We start from the raw sequence: 17,430 nt of genomic DNA, 5'->3' as shown, positions 1-17,430 counted from the left end.
CTAGAAATTCGCCGCGTTTTTGCCTGTTAAAAACTCCTTAAACAGACCCTTTGAAAACCTTAAAAATCGCGTTCCGGGCGCCAAACGTGAAATCGTTCACGGCGCGGCGCGCAGCAAGTCCACCGCTTTTTCCGCAATCATCACCGTGGGCGCATTGGTGTTGCCGCTCACGATGCGCGGCATGATGGACGCGTCCACCACGCGCAGGCCGGCGAGGCCATGCACGCGCAGTTCGGCATCCACCACGTCCATGGGCCCAGGCCCCATCCGGCAGGTGCCCACGGGGTGGTAGATGGTGTCGGCGTACTGGCGGATGAACTGCTCGATCTCGGCATCGCTGCGCGCACTGGCCGAGGCCGCCAGCTCCTTGGCGCCGAACTTCGCGAGCGCCGGTTGCATCAGGATCTCGCGCGTGCGCTTAAAGCCACGCACCATGCGCGCCATGTCGTCGGGATCGGCCAGGAAGTTCGGGTCCACCAGTGGCAAGGCCATGGGGTCGCGGCTGGCCAGCGTGACCGAGCCCCGGCTCTTGGGCTGCAGCAGGCACACATGGGCCGAGTACCCGTGGCCGAACACCGTCTTGCGGCCATGGTCCACCAGCTTGCCGATCACAAAGTGCAATTGCAGATCGGGCGCAGCCTCTGACGGGTCGCTCTTGATAAAGCCGCCCGCCTCGGCGAAGTTGGTGGTCAACATGCCCGTGCGGTGCTTGCGCCATTCGATGATGCCGCGCATGGTCTGTGCCATGCCCGACAACGAGAGGCCGAACAGGTCCTTGAGCTCAGGGGCGTCCAGCACCTGTACCACGTCGGGGTGGTCGTGCAGATGCTGGCCCACGCCGGGCAGGTCGTGCAGCACCGGGATGCCGTGTTGCTGCAAATGCGCTGCAGGCCCCACGCCCGACAGCATCAGCAGTTGCGGCGACAGCAGCGCGCCCGCACTCAGCAGCACCTCGCGCCCGGCACGCACTTGCTTGATCGCGCCACCCTGGCGGTATTCGACACCCACCGCGCGCGTGCCGTCGAACAGGATGCGCGTGGCATGGGCGCCGGTAATGACCTGCAGATTAGGCCGCGCCAGGTGGGGCGTGAGGTAGCCCTTGGCTGCGCTGTGGCGTTCGCCATTCTTGTGCGTGACCTGGTACAGGCCCACGCCTTCCTGCGTGGCGCCGTTGAAGTCGGTGTTGTGCGGGTGCCCGGCCTGCACCCCTGCGTCGGTGAAATACTGGCTGAACCGGTTGGGCGCACGCAGGTCCGCCACGTTGAAGGGACCGCCCCGACCATGCCAGTCGTTGGCACCGCGCTCGTTGTTCTCGGCGCGCAGAAAGTAAGGCTTCACATCCTCCCAGCCCCAGCCCGGGTTGCCCTGCGCGGCCCAGTGGTCGTAGTCGGCATGCTGGCCCCGGATGTAGACCATGGCGTTGATCGAGCTGGAGCCTCCCAGCACCTTGCCGCGTGGCTGGTAGCCGCGCCGGTTGTTCAGCGCGGCCTGCGGGGTGGTATTGAAGCCCCAGCCATTCAGCTCGAACTTGGCCATCACGGCCAGCCCGGCCGGGCAGTGGATGAGCACGCTGTTGTCGGCAGGCCCCGCCTCCAGCAGGCACACGCGCACGGCGGGGTTCTCAGTCAGGCGGCCGGCCAGCACGGAGCCTGCCGAGCCGCCGCCGATCACGATGTAGTCGAACATGTTGTGGTGTCTCCTCCGCCATGCTTCGAAGCGGCTTGTTGGTTCAGGTTTGACGCACGATAACCGAACGGTCGTGCGATTCCCCTTACCATTCCGTCCATCCGTTTCACTTTGAAGAGGGCTCTCTATATGACGATTCAGACCGTAGGCATCATCGGCGCAGGCACCATGGGCAACGGCATTGCACAGGCTTGTGCGGTGTCGGGCATCAACGTGGTGATGGTCGACATCTCGGATGCTGCAGTGCAAAAAGGCCTGGCCACCGTGGCCAGCAGCCTGGACCGCCTGATCAAGAAGGAAAAGATCACCGAGGCCGACAAGGCCGCCGCGCTGGGCCGCATCAAGACCTCCACCAGCTACGACGACCTCAAGGCTGCACAGCTCGTGATCGAGGCCGCCACCGAGAACTACGAGCTCAAGCTCAAGATCTTGAAGCAGGTGGACGCCATCGTGGCGCCCGAGGTGATCATTGCCTCGAACACCTCTTCGATCTCCATCACCAAGCTGGCAGCAGCCACCAGCCGCGCCGACCGCTTCATCGGCATGCACTTCTTCAACCCCGTGCCCATGATGGCGCTGGTGGAGATCATTCGCGGCCTGCAGACCAGCGACGCCACGCACGACGCCGTGAAGGCCCTGGCCGAGGCGCTGGGCAAGAGCCCCATCACCGTGAAGAACGCGCCCGGCTTTGTGGTCAACCGCATCCTGGTGCCCATGATCAACGAGGCCTTCTTCGTGCTGGCCGAAGGTTTGGCCACGCCCGAGGACATCGACGCAGGCATGAAGCTGGGCTGCAACCAACCCATCGGCCCGCTGGCGCTGGCGGACATGATCGGCCTGGATGTGTGCCTGGCGGTGATGGAGGTGTACCTGACCGAGTTTGGCGACAGCAAGTACCGCCCCTGCCCGCTGCTCAAGGAAATGGTGGCCGCCGGCCGCCTGGGCCGCAAGACGGGCCGGGGCGTGTATTCCTACTAACCCCCTGAGGCGCTTCGCGCCTTCCCCCCAGGGGGACGCCCCCAGCGCATGGAGTGGAAACGACATTTGCATGTCGTGGCGGCCCTTGCGCGGGGGCACTGGTAAGTCGCCGCGCCGGTTTTGGAGGCCGCTTGCCTTAATCGGCTGCGCTGTCTCGATTGAGACGGCGCGCAGCGCTTGAAGCGTTTTCAATCATGGGCCAGGAGACCTGCGCCCATGACAAACATCACCCCCACCACGCCCCCGCCCGAGGGCAACATCGACACCCAGGTCATCGGCCATGTGCTGCTGATCGGCATCAACCGCCCGGCCAAGCGCAATGGCTGGACGCCCCCCATGTTCCGCCAGCTGGCCGAGGCCTACACCCGGCTCGACGACGACCCCGCCCTGCGTGTGGGCGTGCTGCATGCGTTTGGCGACCACTTCACCGCCGGGCTCGACCTGCCCGCCGTGAGCGCCTATATGCAGCGCGGCGAGAAAGCCATCCCCGAAGGCCTGGTGGAGCCGCACGACTACGGCCTGCCCGGCTACCGGCGGCGCACCAAACCCATGGTGGTGGCGGTCAAGGGCATCTGCTTCACGGTGGGCATCGAGCTGATGCTGGGCGCCGACATCGTGGTGGCGGCCGATAACTGCCGCTTCTCGCAGATGGAGGTGCAGCGCGGCATCATGGCCACGGGCGGCGCCACGCTGCGCATGGCCGAGCGCGCGGGCACGGGCAACGCCCTGCTGCACCTGCTGACCGCCGACGAATTCGGCAGCGCCGAGGCCTACCGGCTGAACTTTGTGCAGAAGGTGGTGCCCGCAGGCCAGGAACTGCAAGAGGCGCTGCAGATTGCCCAACGCATCGAAGCCCAGGCGCCACTGGCCGTGGTGGCCACGCGGCTCAACGTGCTCAAGGCCATCGAGCAGGGGCAAGCGGCGGCGGTGGCAGAGTTCATCCCCGTGCAAAAGCAGTTGGCCAACAGCGAGGACGCGGCCGAAGGCGTGCGCGCGTTTGTCGAGCGCCGGCCCGCGCAGTTCAGCGGGCGCTGAGGTCCTGGTGGTTCGTTGTCGCCCGAACCACCACGCGCCAAGTTTCAAGCCCAATCGACCACTAGCGTATATGAATCATGCGCAAGATGCTCTTCTATTGATAGCAATTTACCGAGGGTGAGGGGGCACAGCGCCCCCGCCTGCGCCAGCGGGACGCGCGAATAGCACCGATGGCGCGGCGCCGCTCCCCACCCATACAATCCCATCCATTAACAAAGTTTTTCACAATTCAATTGCACACAATTGAATTTGCAACCACAATTCATCCCATGCCCAGCCACAGCACGCCCCACACTCCCAGCCCCGCCATCCTGCGGCTGGACAACCAGGTCTGCTTTGCGCTGTATTCCGCCTCGCTGGCGATGACCAAGCTGTACAAACCGCTGCTCGACCAGATCGGCCTGACCTACCCCCAGTACCTCGTGATGCTGGTGCTGTGGGAGCAGGACGGCGTGACGGTGTCCGAGCTGGGCGAGCGCCTTTTTCTCGACTCCGGCACGCTCACGCCGCTGCTCAAGCGCCTGGAGGCGCAGGGCCAGATTGCCCGGCTGCGCGATGTGCAGGACGAGCGCCGCGTGCGCATCACCCTCACGGCCGAGGGTCGTGCGCTGCGCGACCAGGCCGAGGCCATCCCGCAGTGCGTGCTGCAAAGCAGCCAGTGCTCGATTGCCGAGCTGACCGCCCTGACCACCGAACTCAAGCAGCTGCGGGACCGGCTCAGCGAGCAACGCTGACGGCCCGCAGAAACACGCAACGACACCGCAAGAACCGATTCCCTCCACCGCCCACCGTGGGCAACAACCGCAAGGAAGACACCATGACCACACTCGAAAAAGTCCTGTACACCGCCAAGTCGCACGTGACCGGTGGCCGCGATGGCGCCGCCAAGACCGATGACGGCCGCCTGGAAGTCAAGCTGTCCTCGCCCGGTACGTCCGGCACCGGCACCAACCCCGAGCAGCTGTTTGCCTCCGGCTACGCAGCCTGCTTCATCGGCGCGATGAAGGCTGTGGGCGGCAAGATCGGCATCCCCGTGCCGCAAGACGTGTCCATCGACGCCGAAGTGGACCTGGGCCCCATCCCGAACGCCTACGGCATCGCTGCCCGCCTGAACATCAGCCTGCCCGGCCTGGACAAGGCCACGGCCCAGAAGCTGGTGGACGCCGCGCACCAGGTCTGCCCCTACTCCAACGCCACGCGCGGCAACATCGACGTGACCATCACGATCGTCTAAGACGATGGGCCGCCTGCTGATCCCCCGCATCGCGGTGGCCCTGGTGGCCATCGAGCATGTGTACATCCTCGTGCTCGAAATGTTCTTCTGGAACAAACCGCAGGGCATGAAGACCTTCAACCTGACCCAGGAGTTCGCCGACGCCACCACGACGCTGGCAGCCAACCAAGGGCTGTACAACGGTTTTCTGGCAGCGGGCCTGTTTTTTGGGCTGTTCACCGGCAACCGGGTGTTCAAGGTCTTCTTTCTGGCCTGTGTGATCGTGGCCGGGGTGTTTGGTGCTGCCACTGCAGCGCCCAAGATCTTCTTCAGCCAGGCGCTGCCCGCGATCATTGCGCTGGGCCTGGTGCTGGCGCTGGACAAACCAGTCACCGCACAGCGCAGCCTCTGAGCTACCAAAACCATAGCTGACAGCGCTTGATCCACAAGCGCTGTCAGCTATTTTTGCTTTGAAGCCACGCAGGCACTGCCACCTGCAAGCTGGCATTCAGCCATGCGCGCGATGATGGGGTTGGAGACAACCCCATGAAAATCGCCCTGCTGTCCGACATCCACGCCAACCGCCAGGCCCTGGACGCCTGCCTGACACACGCCCGCGCCCACGGTGCCGAACAATTTGCGCTGCTGGGCGACTTGGTCGGCTACGGCGGCGAGCCCGTGGCCGTGGTGGAGCAAGTGCGTGACCTGACCCAGCAAGGTGCCCTGTGCGTGCTGGGCAACCACGACGCCATGGCCCTGGCGCCCCCCGCCAACCCCCGCAACCGCAGCGAGCTGGGCGCGCAGTGGACCCACGACCAGCTCGGCAACAGCCACATCGCCTTTTTGCAGACGCTGCCGCTCACCGCACGGCTGGGCACCAGCGCGCTGCTGGTGCACGCCAGTGCCGACATGCCCGCGCAGTGGCGGTATGTGGAAGACTCCAACGCCGCCGAGCGCAGCATGACGGCCGCCCAGGGCATCGACCCCGCCATCCGCTACGTGTTCTGCGGCCATGTGCACGAGCAGGTGCTGTACTTCCTCACGCCCACGGCCAAGCTGATGCGCTTTGCGCCCGAGCCCTGCGTGCCGGTGCCCGTGCCGACGCACCGCCAGTGGCTGGGCATCGTGGGCTCGGTGGGTCAGCCGCGCGACGGCGATGCACGCGCCATGTACGCGCTGTTTGACGACACCGCCAAGCAGATCACCTTCTACCGCGTGCCCTACGACCACCTGGCCGCCGCCGCCGCCATCCGCGCAGCGGGCCTGCCTGGCTTTTATGCCGACCGCTTGGAAAAGGGCCAGTGAGATGAAGCTGCTGGAGCCCGGCACCGAGATCGACGGCTTCCGCGTGGTGGACTGCATCCACGCCGGCGGCATGGCCCACATCTACGCGGTGGAATACGCGCAGCCCGACCGCAGCCCCGGCTTTGCCATGGCGATGAAGATCCCGCGCATGACGGCGGGCGACGGGGCCGAGAACATCGTGAGCTTCGAGGTGGAGCTGCAGATCCTGCCCGTGCTCAGCGGCCCGCATGTGCCGCGTTTTGTCGCAGCGGGCGACCTGGTGCGCCTGCCTTACCTGGTGATGGAATACATCCCCGGCCAGACGCTGCAGCACTGGCTGGATGCGCCTGGGCGCTGCGACATCCCAACAATAGCCCGCCTGGGCGCGGCCACGGCCCACGCGGCGCACAGCCTGCACCAGCAGAACGTGTGCCACCTGGACCTCAAACCGGCCAACGTGCTCATCAAGGAGGACGGCACGGCCGTGCTGCTGGACTTTGGCCTCTCGTGCCACGCGCATTACCCCGACCTGCTGGCCGAGGAAATGCGTCAGGCCGTGGGCTCGCCCGCCTGGATCGCGCCCGAGCAGGTGGTGGGCGTGCGCGGCGACCCGCGCAGCGACATTTTCGCCATCGGCGTGATGCTGTACGAGCTGGCCACCGGCGAGCTGCCGTTTGGCGCGCCCACCACCAGCGGCGGCATGCGCCAGCGCCTGTGGATGACGCCCGCGCCTCCGCGCAAGCACCGCGCCGACATCCCGCCCTGGCTGCAGGAGGTCATCCTGCGATGCCTGGAGCCCGAGGCCGCAAGCCGCTACCCCTCGGCGGCCCACCTGGCGTTTGACCTGTCCAACCCCGAGCAGGTCCTCATCACTGAACGCGGCGAACGCACCGAGCGCACGCCGCTGCGCACGCACCTGCGCCGCTGGCTGCGCGCAGCGGGCATGCACTACACGCCTAGCCCCCTGCCCTCGCAGCAGATCGAGGACACGCCCATCCTCATGGTGGCCGTGCCCCATGCCGACGTGACGGACGCCACGCTCTATTCGCTGCGCCAGGCGGTGGCGCGCTCCCTGGGCATCCGCCCCGGCGCGCGGCTGGCCTGCGTGACGGTGGTGTCGCCCGGCGCCAGCAGCACCAGCGACAGCGAGCGCAGCGAGACCACGCTGCACCGCCAGCACATGGCGCGCCTGCGCCAGTGGGCCCAGGGGCTGGACCTGACCGGGCATGCCGTGAGCTACCACGTGCTGGAAGCCGGCGACGTGGCCCAGGCGCTGGTGCGCTATGCGGCCAGCAACCACGTGAGCATGATGATCCTGGGCGCCGCCACACACGGGCTGCAGACCCAGCGCTTTTTTGCCACCGTGCCCATGCGCGTGGCGCGCGATGCGCCCTGCACCGTCATCCTGGTCAAGCAGGCGCTGCCTTTCGAGCAACTGGCGCAGCCCACGGCGGGCTGAGCCCCTTGGCCCCGGCGCGCCGCCACGCCGCACACCTGTCGCCCAGGCGGCGCGCGCCGCTTGAGCGCGCGCACGCTTTGGTTTAGCGTGGCGGCATGAGCACCACCACCCTCCTCGTGCGCCAGGACCAGCTGGCCACCACCCGCCTGACCACCACCGACGACACCCCATTGGCCGAAGGCCAGGTCCGCGTGCGGGTCGAGTCGTTTGCCCTCACGGCCAACAACATCACCTATGCCGCGCTGGGCGACATGCTGAACTACTGGCAGTTCTTCCCCACCGGCGAGGCCGGCTGGGGCATCGTGCCCGTGTGGGGCTTTGGCACCGTGGTGCAGTCGCTGCACCCGGCCGTGGCCGTGGGCGAGCGGCTGTATGGCTACTGGCCCATGGCCAGCCAGGCCGTGCTGTCGCCAGAGCGCGTCAACACCACGGGCTTCAGCGACGGTGCACCGCACCGCGCGGGCCTGCATGCGGTCTACAACCACTACCTGCGCACCAGCACCGACGGGCTGTACCGCGCCGACAACGAAGACGTGCAGGCGCTGCTGCGGCCGCTGTTCATCACCTCGTGGCTCATCGACGACTTTCTGGCCGACCAGGAGTTCTTTGGCGCCCGGCGCATGCTGCTGTCCAGCGCGTCGAGCAAAACCGCCTACGGCACGGCCTTTCAGCTCGCACAGCGGGAGGGCATCGAGGTCATCGGCCTCACCTCACCCGGCAACGTGGCGTTTTGCGAGAGCCTGGGCTGCTACCACCGCGTGGTCACCTACGACGCACTGGACACCCTCGACGGCGCCACGCCCAGCGTCTACATCGACTTTGCGGGCAGCGTGGGCCTGCGCCAACGCATCCACGCCCACTTCACCGGCCTGGCTTACAGCTGCTCGGTGGGCGCGAGCCATGTGGGCGATCTGGGCGGCGCCGGCCAGCTGCCCGGCCCGCGCCCGGTGATGTTCTTTGCCCCCGCCCAGGTCAAGAAGCGCCATACCGACTGGGGCGCCCAGGGCCTGAACGACCGCCTGGTGGCGGCCTGGAACCAGTTCAGCACCGCCGTGTCGTCGGGGCCACAGCCCTGGCTGGTGGTGCAGCACCACGCGGGGCCCCAGGCCACGCAGGCGTTGTTTGCCAGCGTGCTGGCAGGCAGCGGCGACCCGCGCACGGGGCACATCGCCACCATGCTGCTGGGCTGATCCAGCGTAGGCGGCGCGATCGGCACCCACAGATGGGCGGCGACAATCGGGCATGACCGTATCGCACCCAGACCATCCGCCCGCCGACCAGCACCCCTACGCCCGCCTCACCCCCGACCAGGTGCTGGACGCGCTGGCCAGCGTGGGCCTGTACGGCGACGGCCGCCTCATGGCCCTGTCGTCCTACGAAAACCGGGTGTACCAGGCCACGCTGGAAGAGGGCGAGCGCGTGGTGGCCAAGTTCTACCGCCCCGGCCGCTGGAGCGAGGCGCAGATCCTCGAAGAACACGCCTTTGCCGCGGAGCTGATGGCGGCCGAGGTGCCCGCCGTGGGCCCGCTGGTGCTGAACGGCGCCACCCTGCACCAGCACGAGGGCTTTGCCTTTTCCGTCAGCCCCTGGCGCGGCGGGCGCCAGCCCGAGCTGGACGATTTTGAAGTGCTGGAATGGATTGGCCGCTTTCAGGCCCGCATCCACACCGTGGGCGCCGCCCAGCCCTTTGCACACCGGCCCACGCTGGACCTGGCCACCTTTGGCACGGCGTCGCGCGACTGGCTGCTGACGAACGAGATCATCCCGCTCGACATGCAAGCCGCCTGGAAGACCCAGTGCGACAAAGCTCTCGATTTGATAGCTACCAGCGCATATTCCACTAGCACCACAGACACATTTGGCTTGAACAATGCCACCCAGATCCGCCTGCACGGCGACTGCCACCCCGGCAACATCCTCTGGACCCCGCTGGATGAATGGGGCCGCGGCGGCCCGCACTTTGTGGACCTGGACGACGCGCGCATGGGCCCGGCCGTGCAGGACTTGTGGATGCTGCTGTCGGGCGACCGGCGCCAGCGCACCCACCAGCTTGCCGCTTTGATCGACGGCTACGAGCAGTTCCGCAGCTTCGACCGCCGCGAGCTGGCGCTCATCGAGCCGCTGCGCACCTTGCGCCTCATCCACTACAGCGCTTGGCTGGCGCGCCGCTGGCAGGACCCGATCTTTCCCGCGAATTTCCCCTGGTTCGGCAGTAGCGACTACTGGCGCGGGCAGGTGGACATGCTGATCGAGCAGATCGAGGCGATGCAGGAAGAACCGCTGATGGCCTGACGTGGGCGGGCCCGGGCGCTGCGGCAAGATACGGGAGGCACCCGCGTGGGGGCAGACCGTGCGCAGCAGATGCCTTCACGACGGCGCCACCGGCAAGGCCCCACGCCACCCGCGCACCAGCACATCGCTCACAAACTGGCGATCCATCCACAGCCAAAGCAGAATGGGAGCCAGCGTGGGCACCACCAAAGAGCCCCATTGGTAGCCGTAGATGATGGCCTCCATCTGCCATTGGGCGACGCGCAGCAGCCGGATATCGGTCTGCGCAGCCAGCACCATCTGCATGAGTGCCGACATCGTGAGGCTGAACGCCTGGAACGGCAGCAGCAGTACATACCCGCCCACCGCCCGGGTCAGTCGACCCTTGCCACGTGCTGCGAGCACCAGCGCCAAAAAGATGGGCAGACCATACGCGTAGTGCGCTGGGCGCACTTCAATGCTGACCTCTCCCCGCCGCCCCCCAGCCTGGGCCACCGGCACCGAGATGGCGGTATCCACCTCCATGGCACCCGGTGACAAGCGCACCTGCCGCACCCACATGGGCGCCCCCTGCTCCAGGGCCATGTGCGACAGCACTCCCACGGGATAAGACGTCCAGGCAGACACCACGGACCACGCGGCGGTCAACGCCAAGATCCAGCCAAAGGCCGACAACACGAAGAGAGTCAACGGAGACAGACGGCGCATTCACAAGCTCCAGAAGGGCATCGTGCGGTGCATCAGCCCGCGCTGGCAGGCGCAGTGGCCAGCCCCGCTGCCCGGTCCCCGGCGCGTACCCACAGCAGCCAGACAATCAACACGTCCAGCATGATGAGGGCCTGCCACAGGTACTCGTGGGCAAAATTGAACGCGGTGGTACTCCATTGCCCCAGATAGAAAAGGCTGATCACCCGCACGACATTCAGCCCTTGCACTGCCACAAAACCCACACCCAGCCCCACGAGCTTGTGACGCCAGGTGGACGGAAACGCCATCACTGCAGCAAACAGCACGATGCACGCCTCGATGCCGTTGCAACCCGGCTCGATCGATACGCCAAAACCGCTGACGGTGTTCCACAGCACCTTGCCCGCCGCAGCAGCCGATGCGTCAAACAATGTCACCAGCCCAGCGCAGCCGCGCGCCAGCAGCGCGGTCCAGGGCAGCACCACATGCTGCTGCACCACCCCCAGCATGTTGATGCCAAACAGGGTGAGTTGGAGCACGACAAAAGTCAGGAAGAACCGCAGCATGGACACTCTCAAACAACGAAGTGGCCAGCACCGGATGCATTGGCCCTGCGCGCATTATCCGCAACGCATGCGTTCTAAGAAACAACCGTAGTGCCATGGCCCGGAGATGGCACGCGCGCAAATCTTGGCTATGCTGTAGCCACTCACCGCCGGGTGCCCCATGAAAGACTGGATCCGCAACGCCTTATCGATCCGCCAGCCGCGCAAGCCGGCCCCCGTGGGCTCACTGCCTGCGGTGGGGGTGTTCATCGTGCGGGAGGGCACCAAGATGCTGGTCACGCACCCTGTGTCCGCAGAGTTGTGGGACTGGCTGGTGCTTTCGGGCTGGCGCAACATGCCGGTCAAGGCAGACCGTCGCAAGAGCATGCTGCTGCCCGATGGCGCGCTCAAGGCCCTGATCGACGCAACCCCGGCTGAGCTCAACCAGACACATGCGCGCCTCCTGGCGCTGGCAGAACCCCGTGACTGACGGGCTCCGCAGGAAATCCCGGCACCACGCATCACACTCCCGCAGAAACAAAAAACCCCGGTGGCGCATTGGCACCACCGGGGTCTCATATTTTGATAGCAGCAAGCGCTTATGGCACTAGCGCCTGCCGCCATTTCATCGACAAATCGCCCACCCTCACACCAGCAAGGCGTTCACGCGCCTCACATAGGCGGCGGGGTCTTCGGGCAGGCCACCTTCGGCCAGCAGGGCCTGGTCGAACAGGATGTGGGCCAAGTCGTGGAAGTGCACGCTGCCGTCGAGCTTCTTGACCAGCGCGTGCTCGGCATTCACCTCCAGCACGGGTTTGGTCTCGGGCGCCTGCTGGCCAGCCTGCTTGAGCATGCGGGCGAGCTGGGTGCTCATGCCGTCGTCCTGCACCACCAGGCAGGCGGGTGAATCGACCAGGCGCGTGGTCACGCGCACGTCTTCCGCCTTGTCCTTGAGCGCTTCCTTGAGCTTGGCCAGCACGGGTTTGAAGGCTTCGGCGGCCTCTTCGGCGGCCTTCTTTTCGGCTTCGTCTTGCAGTTTGCCCAGGTCCACGGCGCCCTTGGCCACGCTTTGCAGCGGGGTGCCGTCGAAGTCGTGCAGGTAGTTCAGCGCCCACTCGTCCACGCGGTCGGTCATGAGCAGCACTTCGATGCCCTTTTTCTTGAAGACTTCGAGCTGCGGGCTGTTCTTGGCGGCGGCCAGGCTGTCGGCGGTGATGTAGTAAATCGCCTCCTGGCCTTCCTTCATGCGGGCCTTGTAGTCGGCAAAGCCCACGGTCACGGCGTCGCTGGTGGTGGATGCAAAGCGCAGCAGCTTGGCCAGGCGCTCGCGGTTGCCAAAGTCCTCGCCCAGGCCTTCCTTCAGCACCGCGCCAAACTCGCTGTAGAACGCGGTGTACTTGCCTTCCTTGGCCTTGTCGTCGGCGTCCACCACATCGGTCACGCCATCGGCATTCGCCGCGATGTCGTGCTTATCGTGCTTGGCCAGGTCTTCGAGCATGCTCAGCACGCGCTTGGTCGAGCCTTCGCGGATGGAGCGCACGTCGCGGCTTTCCTGCAGCAGCTCACGGCTCACGTTCAGCGGCAGATCGGCCGAGTCGATCACGCCCTTGACGAAGCGCAGGTAGGTGGGCATCAGCGCCTCGGCGTCGTCCATGATGAACACGCGCTTCACGTACAGCTTCACGCCCGCCTTCTTGTCGCGGTTCCACAAATCGAACGGGGCCTTGGCGGGGATGTACAACAGCTGCGTGTACTCGGTGTTGCCTTCCACACGGTTGTGCGCCCAGGTCAGCGGGGCTTCGTGGTCGTGGCTGATGGCCTTGTAGAACTCGGCGTACTGTTCTTCGGTGATGTCCTTTTTGGGGCGGGTCCACAGGGCGCTGGCCTTGTTGATGGTTTCCCACTCGCCGGTCTTGACCATGCCACCGGGCTGGCGGCCGCCGTTTTCATCCGATGGATTGATCAGCTCGCCGTCTTTCCACTCTTCCTTTTCCATCAGGATGGGCAGGCTGATGTGGTCGGAATACTTGGCGATGACCTGCTTGAGCTTCCAGGCGTTGAGGTATTCCTCGGCGTCGTCGCGCAGGTGCAGGATGATGCTGGTGCCGCGCTGGGCGCGGGTGATGGCCTCAACCTCGAAATCGCCCGTGCCGCCGCTGATCCAGCGCACGCCTTCTTCGGCCTTCAGGCCCGCGCGGCGCGATTCCACGGTGATCTTGTCGGCCACGATGAAGCCCGAGTAAAAGCCCACGCCGAACTGGCCGATGAGCTGGGCATCCGCCTTCTGGTCGCCAGAGAGCTTGCCCATGAAGTCCTTGGTGCCGCTCTTGGCAATCGTGCCCAGGTGGTCAATGGCCTCCTGCTGGCTCATGCCGATGCCGTTGTCGGTGATGGTCAGCGTCTTGGCATCTTTGTCGAAGGTCACGCGCACTTCGAGATTGGGTGCGTCTTCGAACAACGCGGAGTTGTTCAGGCCCTCAAAGCGCAACTTGTCGCAGGCGTCCGACGCGTTGGAAATCAGCTCGCGCAGGAAGATTTCCTGGTTGGAATACAGCGAATGGGTGACCAGGTGCAGCAGCTGGGCCACTTCGGCCTGGAACGACAGGGTTTGCTTGCTCATGGGGGGTTCTCTCTCAGTGGAAATCGGTCTGAACGGAAACGAATGGAATCGGCACAAAAAATCACGCCTGCCGAACCAGCAGGCGTGATTTAGGGGCATGCGCCCGGTTTTCAAGGCCCCTTCGGGTGGCGTCGCACCACCCAGGCGGGGCGCGGGGGCTCAACCGTCGGTGGTGATGCGCTGGATCAGCGTCTTGAGCATGGCGTCGGCCTTGTCATTGGCCACCTGGCAGGTACCTGCCGCAGCATGGCCACCGCCGCCAAACTCCAGCATCAGGTTGCCCACATGGGTCTTGCTGCTGCGGTCCAGGATGGATTTGCCCGTGGCGAACACCGTGTTCTGCTTTTGCAGGCCCCACATGACGTGGATGGAGATGTTGCACTGGGGGAACAGCGCATAGATCATGAACCGGTTGGTGGCCCAGATGGTTTCCTCATCGCGCAGGTCCAGCACCACCAAGTTGTCGATGCGGATGGCGCAGCTCTGCAGCTGGGCCTGGGCCTTGCGGGCGTGCTCGCGGTAGAGCTGAACGCGTTCCTGCACGTCCGGCAGCGCCAGGATCTCGTCGATGGTGTGGTCGCGGCAGTACTGGATCAGGTCCATCATCAGCGCGTAGTTGCTGATGCGAAACTCGCGAAAGCGTCCCAGGCCGGTGCGCGAGTCCATGAGGTAGTTCAGCAGCACCCAGCCCTGGGGGTTGAGGATGTCTTCGCGCGAATACTGGGCCGAGTCGGCCTGGTCCACGGCCGCCATCATCTCGTCGGTGACGCGCGGGAACGCGGCCTTGCCGCCGTAGTGGTTGTAAACCACGCGCGCGGCCGAGGGAGCATGGGCCTCGATGATGTGGTTTTCGTCGCGGCGGCCCGAGTTGCGGATGGTCTCGGACTCGTGGTGGTCGAACACCAGGTGCGCACCGGGCACGTAAGGCAGGTTGGTGGTGATGTCGCGGCTGGTGATGGGCACCTTGCCGTCCTGCATGTCCTTGGGGTGGACGAAGGTGATCTCGTCGATCAGGTTCAGCTCATTGAGCAGCACCGCGCAGACCAGGCCATCAAAGTCACTGCGGGTCACCAGGCGGTATTTCGCATCACTCACTCAATTCTCCTTGTTATATAGCGCAACGCGACATGGTAGCCGCGCCCCGACGCCTGGCAAGCACCGCCTGCGTCGAAAAGCAGGCCGCCCAGGCATTGATCGATCCATCAATGGACCTTCATCCAGTCCTCCAGCTGCCGGGCCACGCCCGCATCCGCCAGCAGGTCCAGGTGCCCCAGGCGGTAAAACACCGCTTGCCGAGCCTTGTCAAATCCCAGCGTCCGGCCGGCATCATCGTGGATGCCCAGCGCACTGTGCAAGGGCACCAACCCATCCCCCACCAGCCGCTCGCCCACCGGGCTGCGGCGCGCGGCCAGCGTTGCAGCCACCGCGTGGCAGGCCACCCCGGCGGGCAGAGGCACCGGGGTGCGCTGGTCGGGGCTTTTGCGAAAGCGATCGCGCCCTTGCCAGTCGGTGTCGAGCACGTGGCCGTAGCGCAGGTCGGTGATGCCCGCGCTGCGCAGCTGGGCCAGGCGTGCAAACGGGCGCGAATAGGCGGTGCTGCCCAGCAGCACATCCACCCAATGCCCGGCGCGTTCCAGGGGCGCGCCGTGGTGCGGGGTGCCCAGAAAGACCAGATGGCGCAGCCGAGGCAGCCAGCCGCTGGCGCTTGCCGGTGTCTGGGCTGCCTGGTGGCAGGCGCTGCGCGCCACCAGCCCGCCCATGCTGTGTGCCAGGATGGACAGCTCGGTCACCGGCACGGGCCAGGAGGCCACCAGGGATTCGAGCAGAGCCGACAGCTCGGCCCCGTTGGTGGAGGTGTGCTGGCCCGTGTTGTAGCGCAGGTACACGGGGGTGTAGCCCAGGGAATGGGCCAGATGGGCGCCATGGTCATGGCCGTGGCGCAGCCACTGCAGGTCGTTCATGCACAGGCCATGCACCAGCACCAGCAGTTTGCCCGTCGCAGCGCCCGCAGAGTCCAGCGCCTGCAGGTTGAGGGGCAAGCCCCGCTGGTACCAGCCCATCTGCGTGCACAGCGGGTTGCTGTCGCGCTGCAGGCGGTCGCCCATCACACCGTTGAGCGCGGCAATGACCGCCTCGCGCTCCCAATGCACCTCACCAGCAGGCGTCGCCGGGGCAAAAAAAGGCTCCAGCCTTGCCAGACCGGCCTGCAGGCCCACATCCACCAGCTGCGTCACCCCGCGAATGCTTTGGTACACCAGCCCCGTCAGCCCCCGCGTGCGACCAGGCTCAGCACCGCCCGGCAGCCCCAGCGTGCCCAGCACCGACTGGTGCACCCCCTCGGCCACCCGGGTGATGCCGGTGGTGGCCTGCGTGGCCAGGCGCGCCACAGCGCGCAGGTCGGACGCTCGCAACTGCCGCAGCGGGTTGGTTGCCGCAGCTTTGGCGCCGTCGCCCGCAGGGGTAGAAGCAGGAGGCTTGCGTGGCCGAGGTGCGGAAGGAAGGGGCATGAGAGGGGCTCCGTTCAGAAAATATTCGCAAGGAGCCCGGGGCTCTCAGAACCGCTCGTTGGGCGACAGGTAGCGCCACTGGCCCACGGGCAGGTTGCCCAGGGTCACGCGGCCGATGCGGATGCGCTTGAGGCCCACCACCTTGAGCCCCACCAGCTCGCACATGCGGCGAATCTGACGCTTCTTGCCCTCGGTCAACACAAAACGCAGCTGCTCGGGGTTCTGCCAATCGACCTTGGCAGGCTTGAGTGCCTCGCCGTCCAGGCTCAGCCCATGGCGCAGGCGCTCCAGCAGCTCTTTGGGAAACACCGCCTGCACATTGGTGCTGACCGGGTCACGCTCGTTGATTTCCTGCAGTGGCGCGGAGCGCTCGCTGGGATGGCGTGGCGCTGCCTGGCCCGGAGCCTGGTAGACCACGCGCACCAGGTACTCCTTCTCCATCACGGAGTCCTCGCCAATGATCTGCCGGGCCACGCGGCCGTCCTGCGTCAGTACCAAAAGGCCCACCGAGTCGATATCGAGCCGCCCGCAGGGCGCCAGGCCCCGCAGCTGCGGCGGGGAGAAGCGGTTGCGGCTGGGGTCATCGCGCCAGTGGGTGCGCGGGTTGATCAGCGCCACGGCGGGCGTGTGGCCGTCTTCGGCCTGGCCGCTCACATAGCCAATGGGCTTGTTCAGCAGGATGGTGACGCGCTGCTCCTGGAAACCCTGGGCAATCTTGTCCACCTCGATGCGGTCGGCCGCCGTGACCTGCTGGCCCATGGTGGCCACCACGCCGTTGACCTTGACCCAGCCCTGCTCCACCCAGTCGTCGGCCTCACGCCGCGAACACAAGCCCAGTTCAGCCATGCGTTTGTTCAGGCGCGAGGTGGGCAAGCCTCCCACGGTGCTGGTGGCGGGCGCAGGCACCTGACGCACCGGCGCGACAAATGCGCCCGACGCCACACGGTAGCCAGACGGCGCGGGCGCGCGGGCGGGGCGGGGAGCCCTGGGCGGCGGCGCAGGCCGCGCGGGAGCGGGCTTGGCCGCCAGGGTCGGGCGGCGCAGCACGGGTCGGACGGACGCGGGCGCAGAGGAAGGGGACGCGCCAGCGTCAGAGGCTGGGGCCGCAGCAGGGCCCGCAGGCGGGCGAGAGGAAGAAGAAGACA

17 protein-coding genes are annotated in these 17,430 nt (G+C 66.2%); 10 read left to right on the top strand and 7 right to left on the bottom strand.

Translation table 11 applies throughout. From position 1 onward, the window contains the following. Positions 1-96: 96 nt before the first annotated feature. On the bottom strand, positions 97-1,686 hold the full coding sequence (locus tag C8C99_RS17625) for a GMC family oxidoreductase (RefSeq protein WP_108626447.1): 1,590 nt from the start codon (positions 1,684-1,686) through the stop codon (positions 97-99). Between the two features lie 129 nt (positions 1,687-1,815). Between C8C99_RS17625 and C8C99_RS17620 the strand changes: the two genes are divergently transcribed. The 9 genes from C8C99_RS17620 (at position 1,816) to C8C99_RS17580 (ending at position 9,947) form a co-directional block, all read left to right on the top strand. Then, entirely contained in the window at positions 1,816-2,664 is an 849-nt protein-coding gene (locus tag C8C99_RS17620; protein ID WP_108626446.1) for a 3-hydroxybutyryl-CoA dehydrogenase, read from the top strand. Positions 2,665-2,880: 216 nt separating this feature from the next. Further along, a complete protein-coding gene (locus C8C99_RS17615) occupies positions 2,881-3,699 on the top strand; it encodes a crotonase/enoyl-CoA hydratase family protein (RefSeq protein ID WP_108626445.1) in 819 nt (272 codons plus the stop codon). Between the two features lie 269 nt (positions 3,700-3,968). Continuing rightward, the gene (locus C8C99_RS17610; RefSeq protein ID WP_108626444.1) at positions 3,969-4,433 is read left to right on the top strand and encodes a MarR family winged helix-turn-helix transcriptional regulator; all 465 of its coding nucleotides are present in this window, start codon (positions 3,969-3,971) and stop codon (positions 4,431-4,433) included. Between the two features lie 83 nt (positions 4,434-4,516). Then, positions 4,517-4,933 (top strand): organic hydroperoxide resistance protein, encoded by a 417-nt coding sequence (locus C8C99_RS17605; RefSeq protein ID WP_108627223.1) that lies wholly within the window; start codon positions 4,517-4,519, stop codon positions 4,931-4,933. A 4-nt stretch (positions 4,934-4,937) separates the two neighbouring features. Further along, on the top strand, positions 4,938-5,324 hold the full coding sequence (locus C8C99_RS17600; RefSeq protein ID WP_108626443.1) for a DUF1304 domain-containing protein: 387 nt from the start codon (positions 4,938-4,940) through the stop codon (positions 5,322-5,324). Between the two features lie 134 nt (positions 5,325-5,458). Then, positions 5,459-6,217, top strand: a complete 759-nt coding sequence (locus C8C99_RS17595; protein ID WP_108626442.1) for a metallophosphoesterase — start codon at positions 5,459-5,461, stop codon at positions 6,215-6,217. A 1-nt stretch (position 6,218) separates the two neighbouring features. Continuing rightward, positions 6,219-7,655 carry a bifunctional serine/threonine-protein kinase/universal stress protein gene (locus C8C99_RS17590; protein ID WP_108626441.1) on the top strand — a complete coding sequence of 479 codons (1,437 nt, stop codon included), beginning with the start codon at positions 6,219-6,221 and terminating at the stop codon, positions 7,653-7,655. A gap of 95 nt (positions 7,656-7,750) precedes the next feature. Then, complete coding sequence (locus C8C99_RS17585; RefSeq protein ID WP_108626440.1) at positions 7,751-8,845, top strand: DUF2855 family protein; 1,095 nt, start codon at positions 7,751-7,753, stop codon at positions 8,843-8,845. 52 nt (positions 8,846-8,897) lie between these two features. Then, complete coding sequence (locus C8C99_RS17580; protein WP_108626439.1) at positions 8,898-9,947, top strand: serine/threonine protein kinase; 1,050 nt, start codon at positions 8,898-8,900, stop codon at positions 9,945-9,947. A 75-nt stretch (positions 9,948-10,022) separates the two neighbouring features. Here the strand turns inward: C8C99_RS17580 and C8C99_RS17575 are convergent, their stop codons facing one another. Next, complete coding sequence (locus tag C8C99_RS17575) at positions 10,023-10,634, bottom strand: exosortase H-associated membrane protein (protein WP_108626438.1); 612 nt, start codon at positions 10,632-10,634, stop codon at positions 10,023-10,025. Between the two features lie 32 nt (positions 10,635-10,666). Further along, on the bottom strand, positions 10,667-11,179 hold the full coding sequence (gene xrtH, locus C8C99_RS17570) for an exosortase H (protein WP_108626437.1): 513 nt from the start codon (positions 11,177-11,179) through the stop codon (positions 10,667-10,669). A 160-nt stretch (positions 11,180-11,339) separates the two neighbouring features. Here xrtH and C8C99_RS17565 point away from each other — a divergent pair, with 160 nt between their 5' ends. After that, positions 11,340-11,648, top strand: coding sequence for a hypothetical protein (locus C8C99_RS17565; RefSeq protein WP_108626436.1), 309 nt, complete (start codon positions 11,340-11,342; stop codon positions 11,646-11,648). A 156-nt stretch (positions 11,649-11,804) separates the two neighbouring features. On the opposite strand, the gene htpG is transcribed toward C8C99_RS17565, so the two are convergent. The 4 genes from htpG to C8C99_RS17545 form a co-directional block, all read right to left on the bottom strand. Continuing rightward, entirely contained in the window at positions 11,805-13,778 is a 1,974-nt protein-coding gene (gene htpG, locus C8C99_RS17560) for a molecular chaperone HtpG (protein ID WP_108626435.1), read from the bottom strand. A 159-nt stretch (positions 13,779-13,937) separates the two neighbouring features. After that, complete coding sequence (locus C8C99_RS17555; RefSeq protein WP_056647400.1) at positions 13,938-14,873, bottom strand: hypothetical protein; 936 nt, start codon at positions 14,871-14,873, stop codon at positions 13,938-13,940. Between the two features lie 107 nt (positions 14,874-14,980). Further along, positions 14,981-16,285 carry a triacylglycerol lipase gene (locus tag C8C99_RS17550; RefSeq protein ID WP_233247257.1) on the bottom strand — a complete coding sequence of 435 codons (1,305 nt, stop codon included), beginning with the start codon at positions 16,283-16,285 and terminating at the stop codon, positions 14,981-14,983. 45 nt (positions 16,286-16,330) lie between these two features. Continuing rightward, positions 16,331-17,332 (bottom strand): pseudouridine synthase, encoded by a 1,002-nt coding sequence (locus C8C99_RS17545; protein ID WP_233247256.1) that lies wholly within the window; start codon positions 17,330-17,332, stop codon positions 16,331-16,333. Positions 17,333-17,430 lie beyond the last annotated feature (98 nt).

It is taken from the genome of Acidovorax sp. 107, from assembly GCF_003058055.1.
In the GTDB taxonomy this organism is placed as follows: Bacteria; Pseudomonadota; Gammaproteobacteria; order Burkholderiales; family Burkholderiaceae_C; genus Acidovorax.
Note: the sequence above shows the minus strand (reverse complement) of the source record. Positions and strands in the feature narration are given on the sequence as shown.

Excerpts from the sequence above, each read along its gene's own strand:
- C8C99_RS17625 (WP_108626447.1), bottom strand. The coding sequence starts at position 1,686 with ATGTTCGACTACATCGTGATCGGCGGCGGCTCGGCAGGCTCCGTGCTG.
- C8C99_RS17620 (WP_108626446.1), top strand. The coding sequence starts at position 1,816 with ATGACGATTCAGACCGTAGGCATCATCGGCGCAGGCACCATGGGCAAC.
- C8C99_RS17615 (WP_108626445.1), top strand. The coding sequence starts at position 2,881 with ATGACAAACATCACCCCCACCACGCCCCCGCCCGAGGGCAACATCGAC.
- C8C99_RS17610 (WP_108626444.1), top strand. The coding sequence starts at position 3,969 with ATGCCCAGCCACAGCACGCCCCACACTCCCAGCCCCGCCATCCTGCGG.
- C8C99_RS17605 (WP_108627223.1), top strand. The coding sequence starts at position 4,517 with ATGACCACACTCGAAAAAGTCCTGTACACCGCCAAGTCGCACGTGACC.
- C8C99_RS17600 (WP_108626443.1), top strand. The coding sequence starts at position 4,938 with ATGGGCCGCCTGCTGATCCCCCGCATCGCGGTGGCCCTGGTGGCCATC.
- C8C99_RS17595 (WP_108626442.1), top strand. The coding sequence starts at position 5,459 with ATGAAAATCGCCCTGCTGTCCGACATCCACGCCAACCGCCAGGCCCTG.
- C8C99_RS17590 (WP_108626441.1), top strand. The coding sequence starts at position 6,219 with ATGAAGCTGCTGGAGCCCGGCACCGAGATCGACGGCTTCCGCGTGGTG.
- C8C99_RS17585 (WP_108626440.1), top strand. The coding sequence starts at position 7,751 with ATGAGCACCACCACCCTCCTCGTGCGCCAGGACCAGCTGGCCACCACC.
- C8C99_RS17580 (WP_108626439.1), top strand. The coding sequence starts at position 8,898 with ATGACCGTATCGCACCCAGACCATCCGCCCGCCGACCAGCACCCCTAC.
- C8C99_RS17575 (WP_108626438.1), bottom strand. The coding sequence starts at position 10,634 with ATGCGCCGTCTGTCTCCGTTGACTCTCTTCGTGTTGTCGGCCTTTGGC.
- xrtH (WP_108626437.1), bottom strand. The coding sequence starts at position 11,179 with ATGCTGCGGTTCTTCCTGACTTTTGTCGTGCTCCAACTCACCCTGTTT.
- C8C99_RS17565 (WP_108626436.1), top strand. The coding sequence starts at position 11,340 with ATGAAAGACTGGATCCGCAACGCCTTATCGATCCGCCAGCCGCGCAAG.
- htpG (WP_108626435.1), bottom strand. The coding sequence starts at position 13,778 with ATGAGCAAGCAAACCCTGTCGTTCCAGGCCGAAGTGGCCCAGCTGCTG.
- C8C99_RS17550 (WP_233247257.1), bottom strand. The coding sequence starts at position 16,285 with ATGCCCCTTCCTTCCGCACCTCGGCCACGCAAGCCTCCTGCTTCTACC.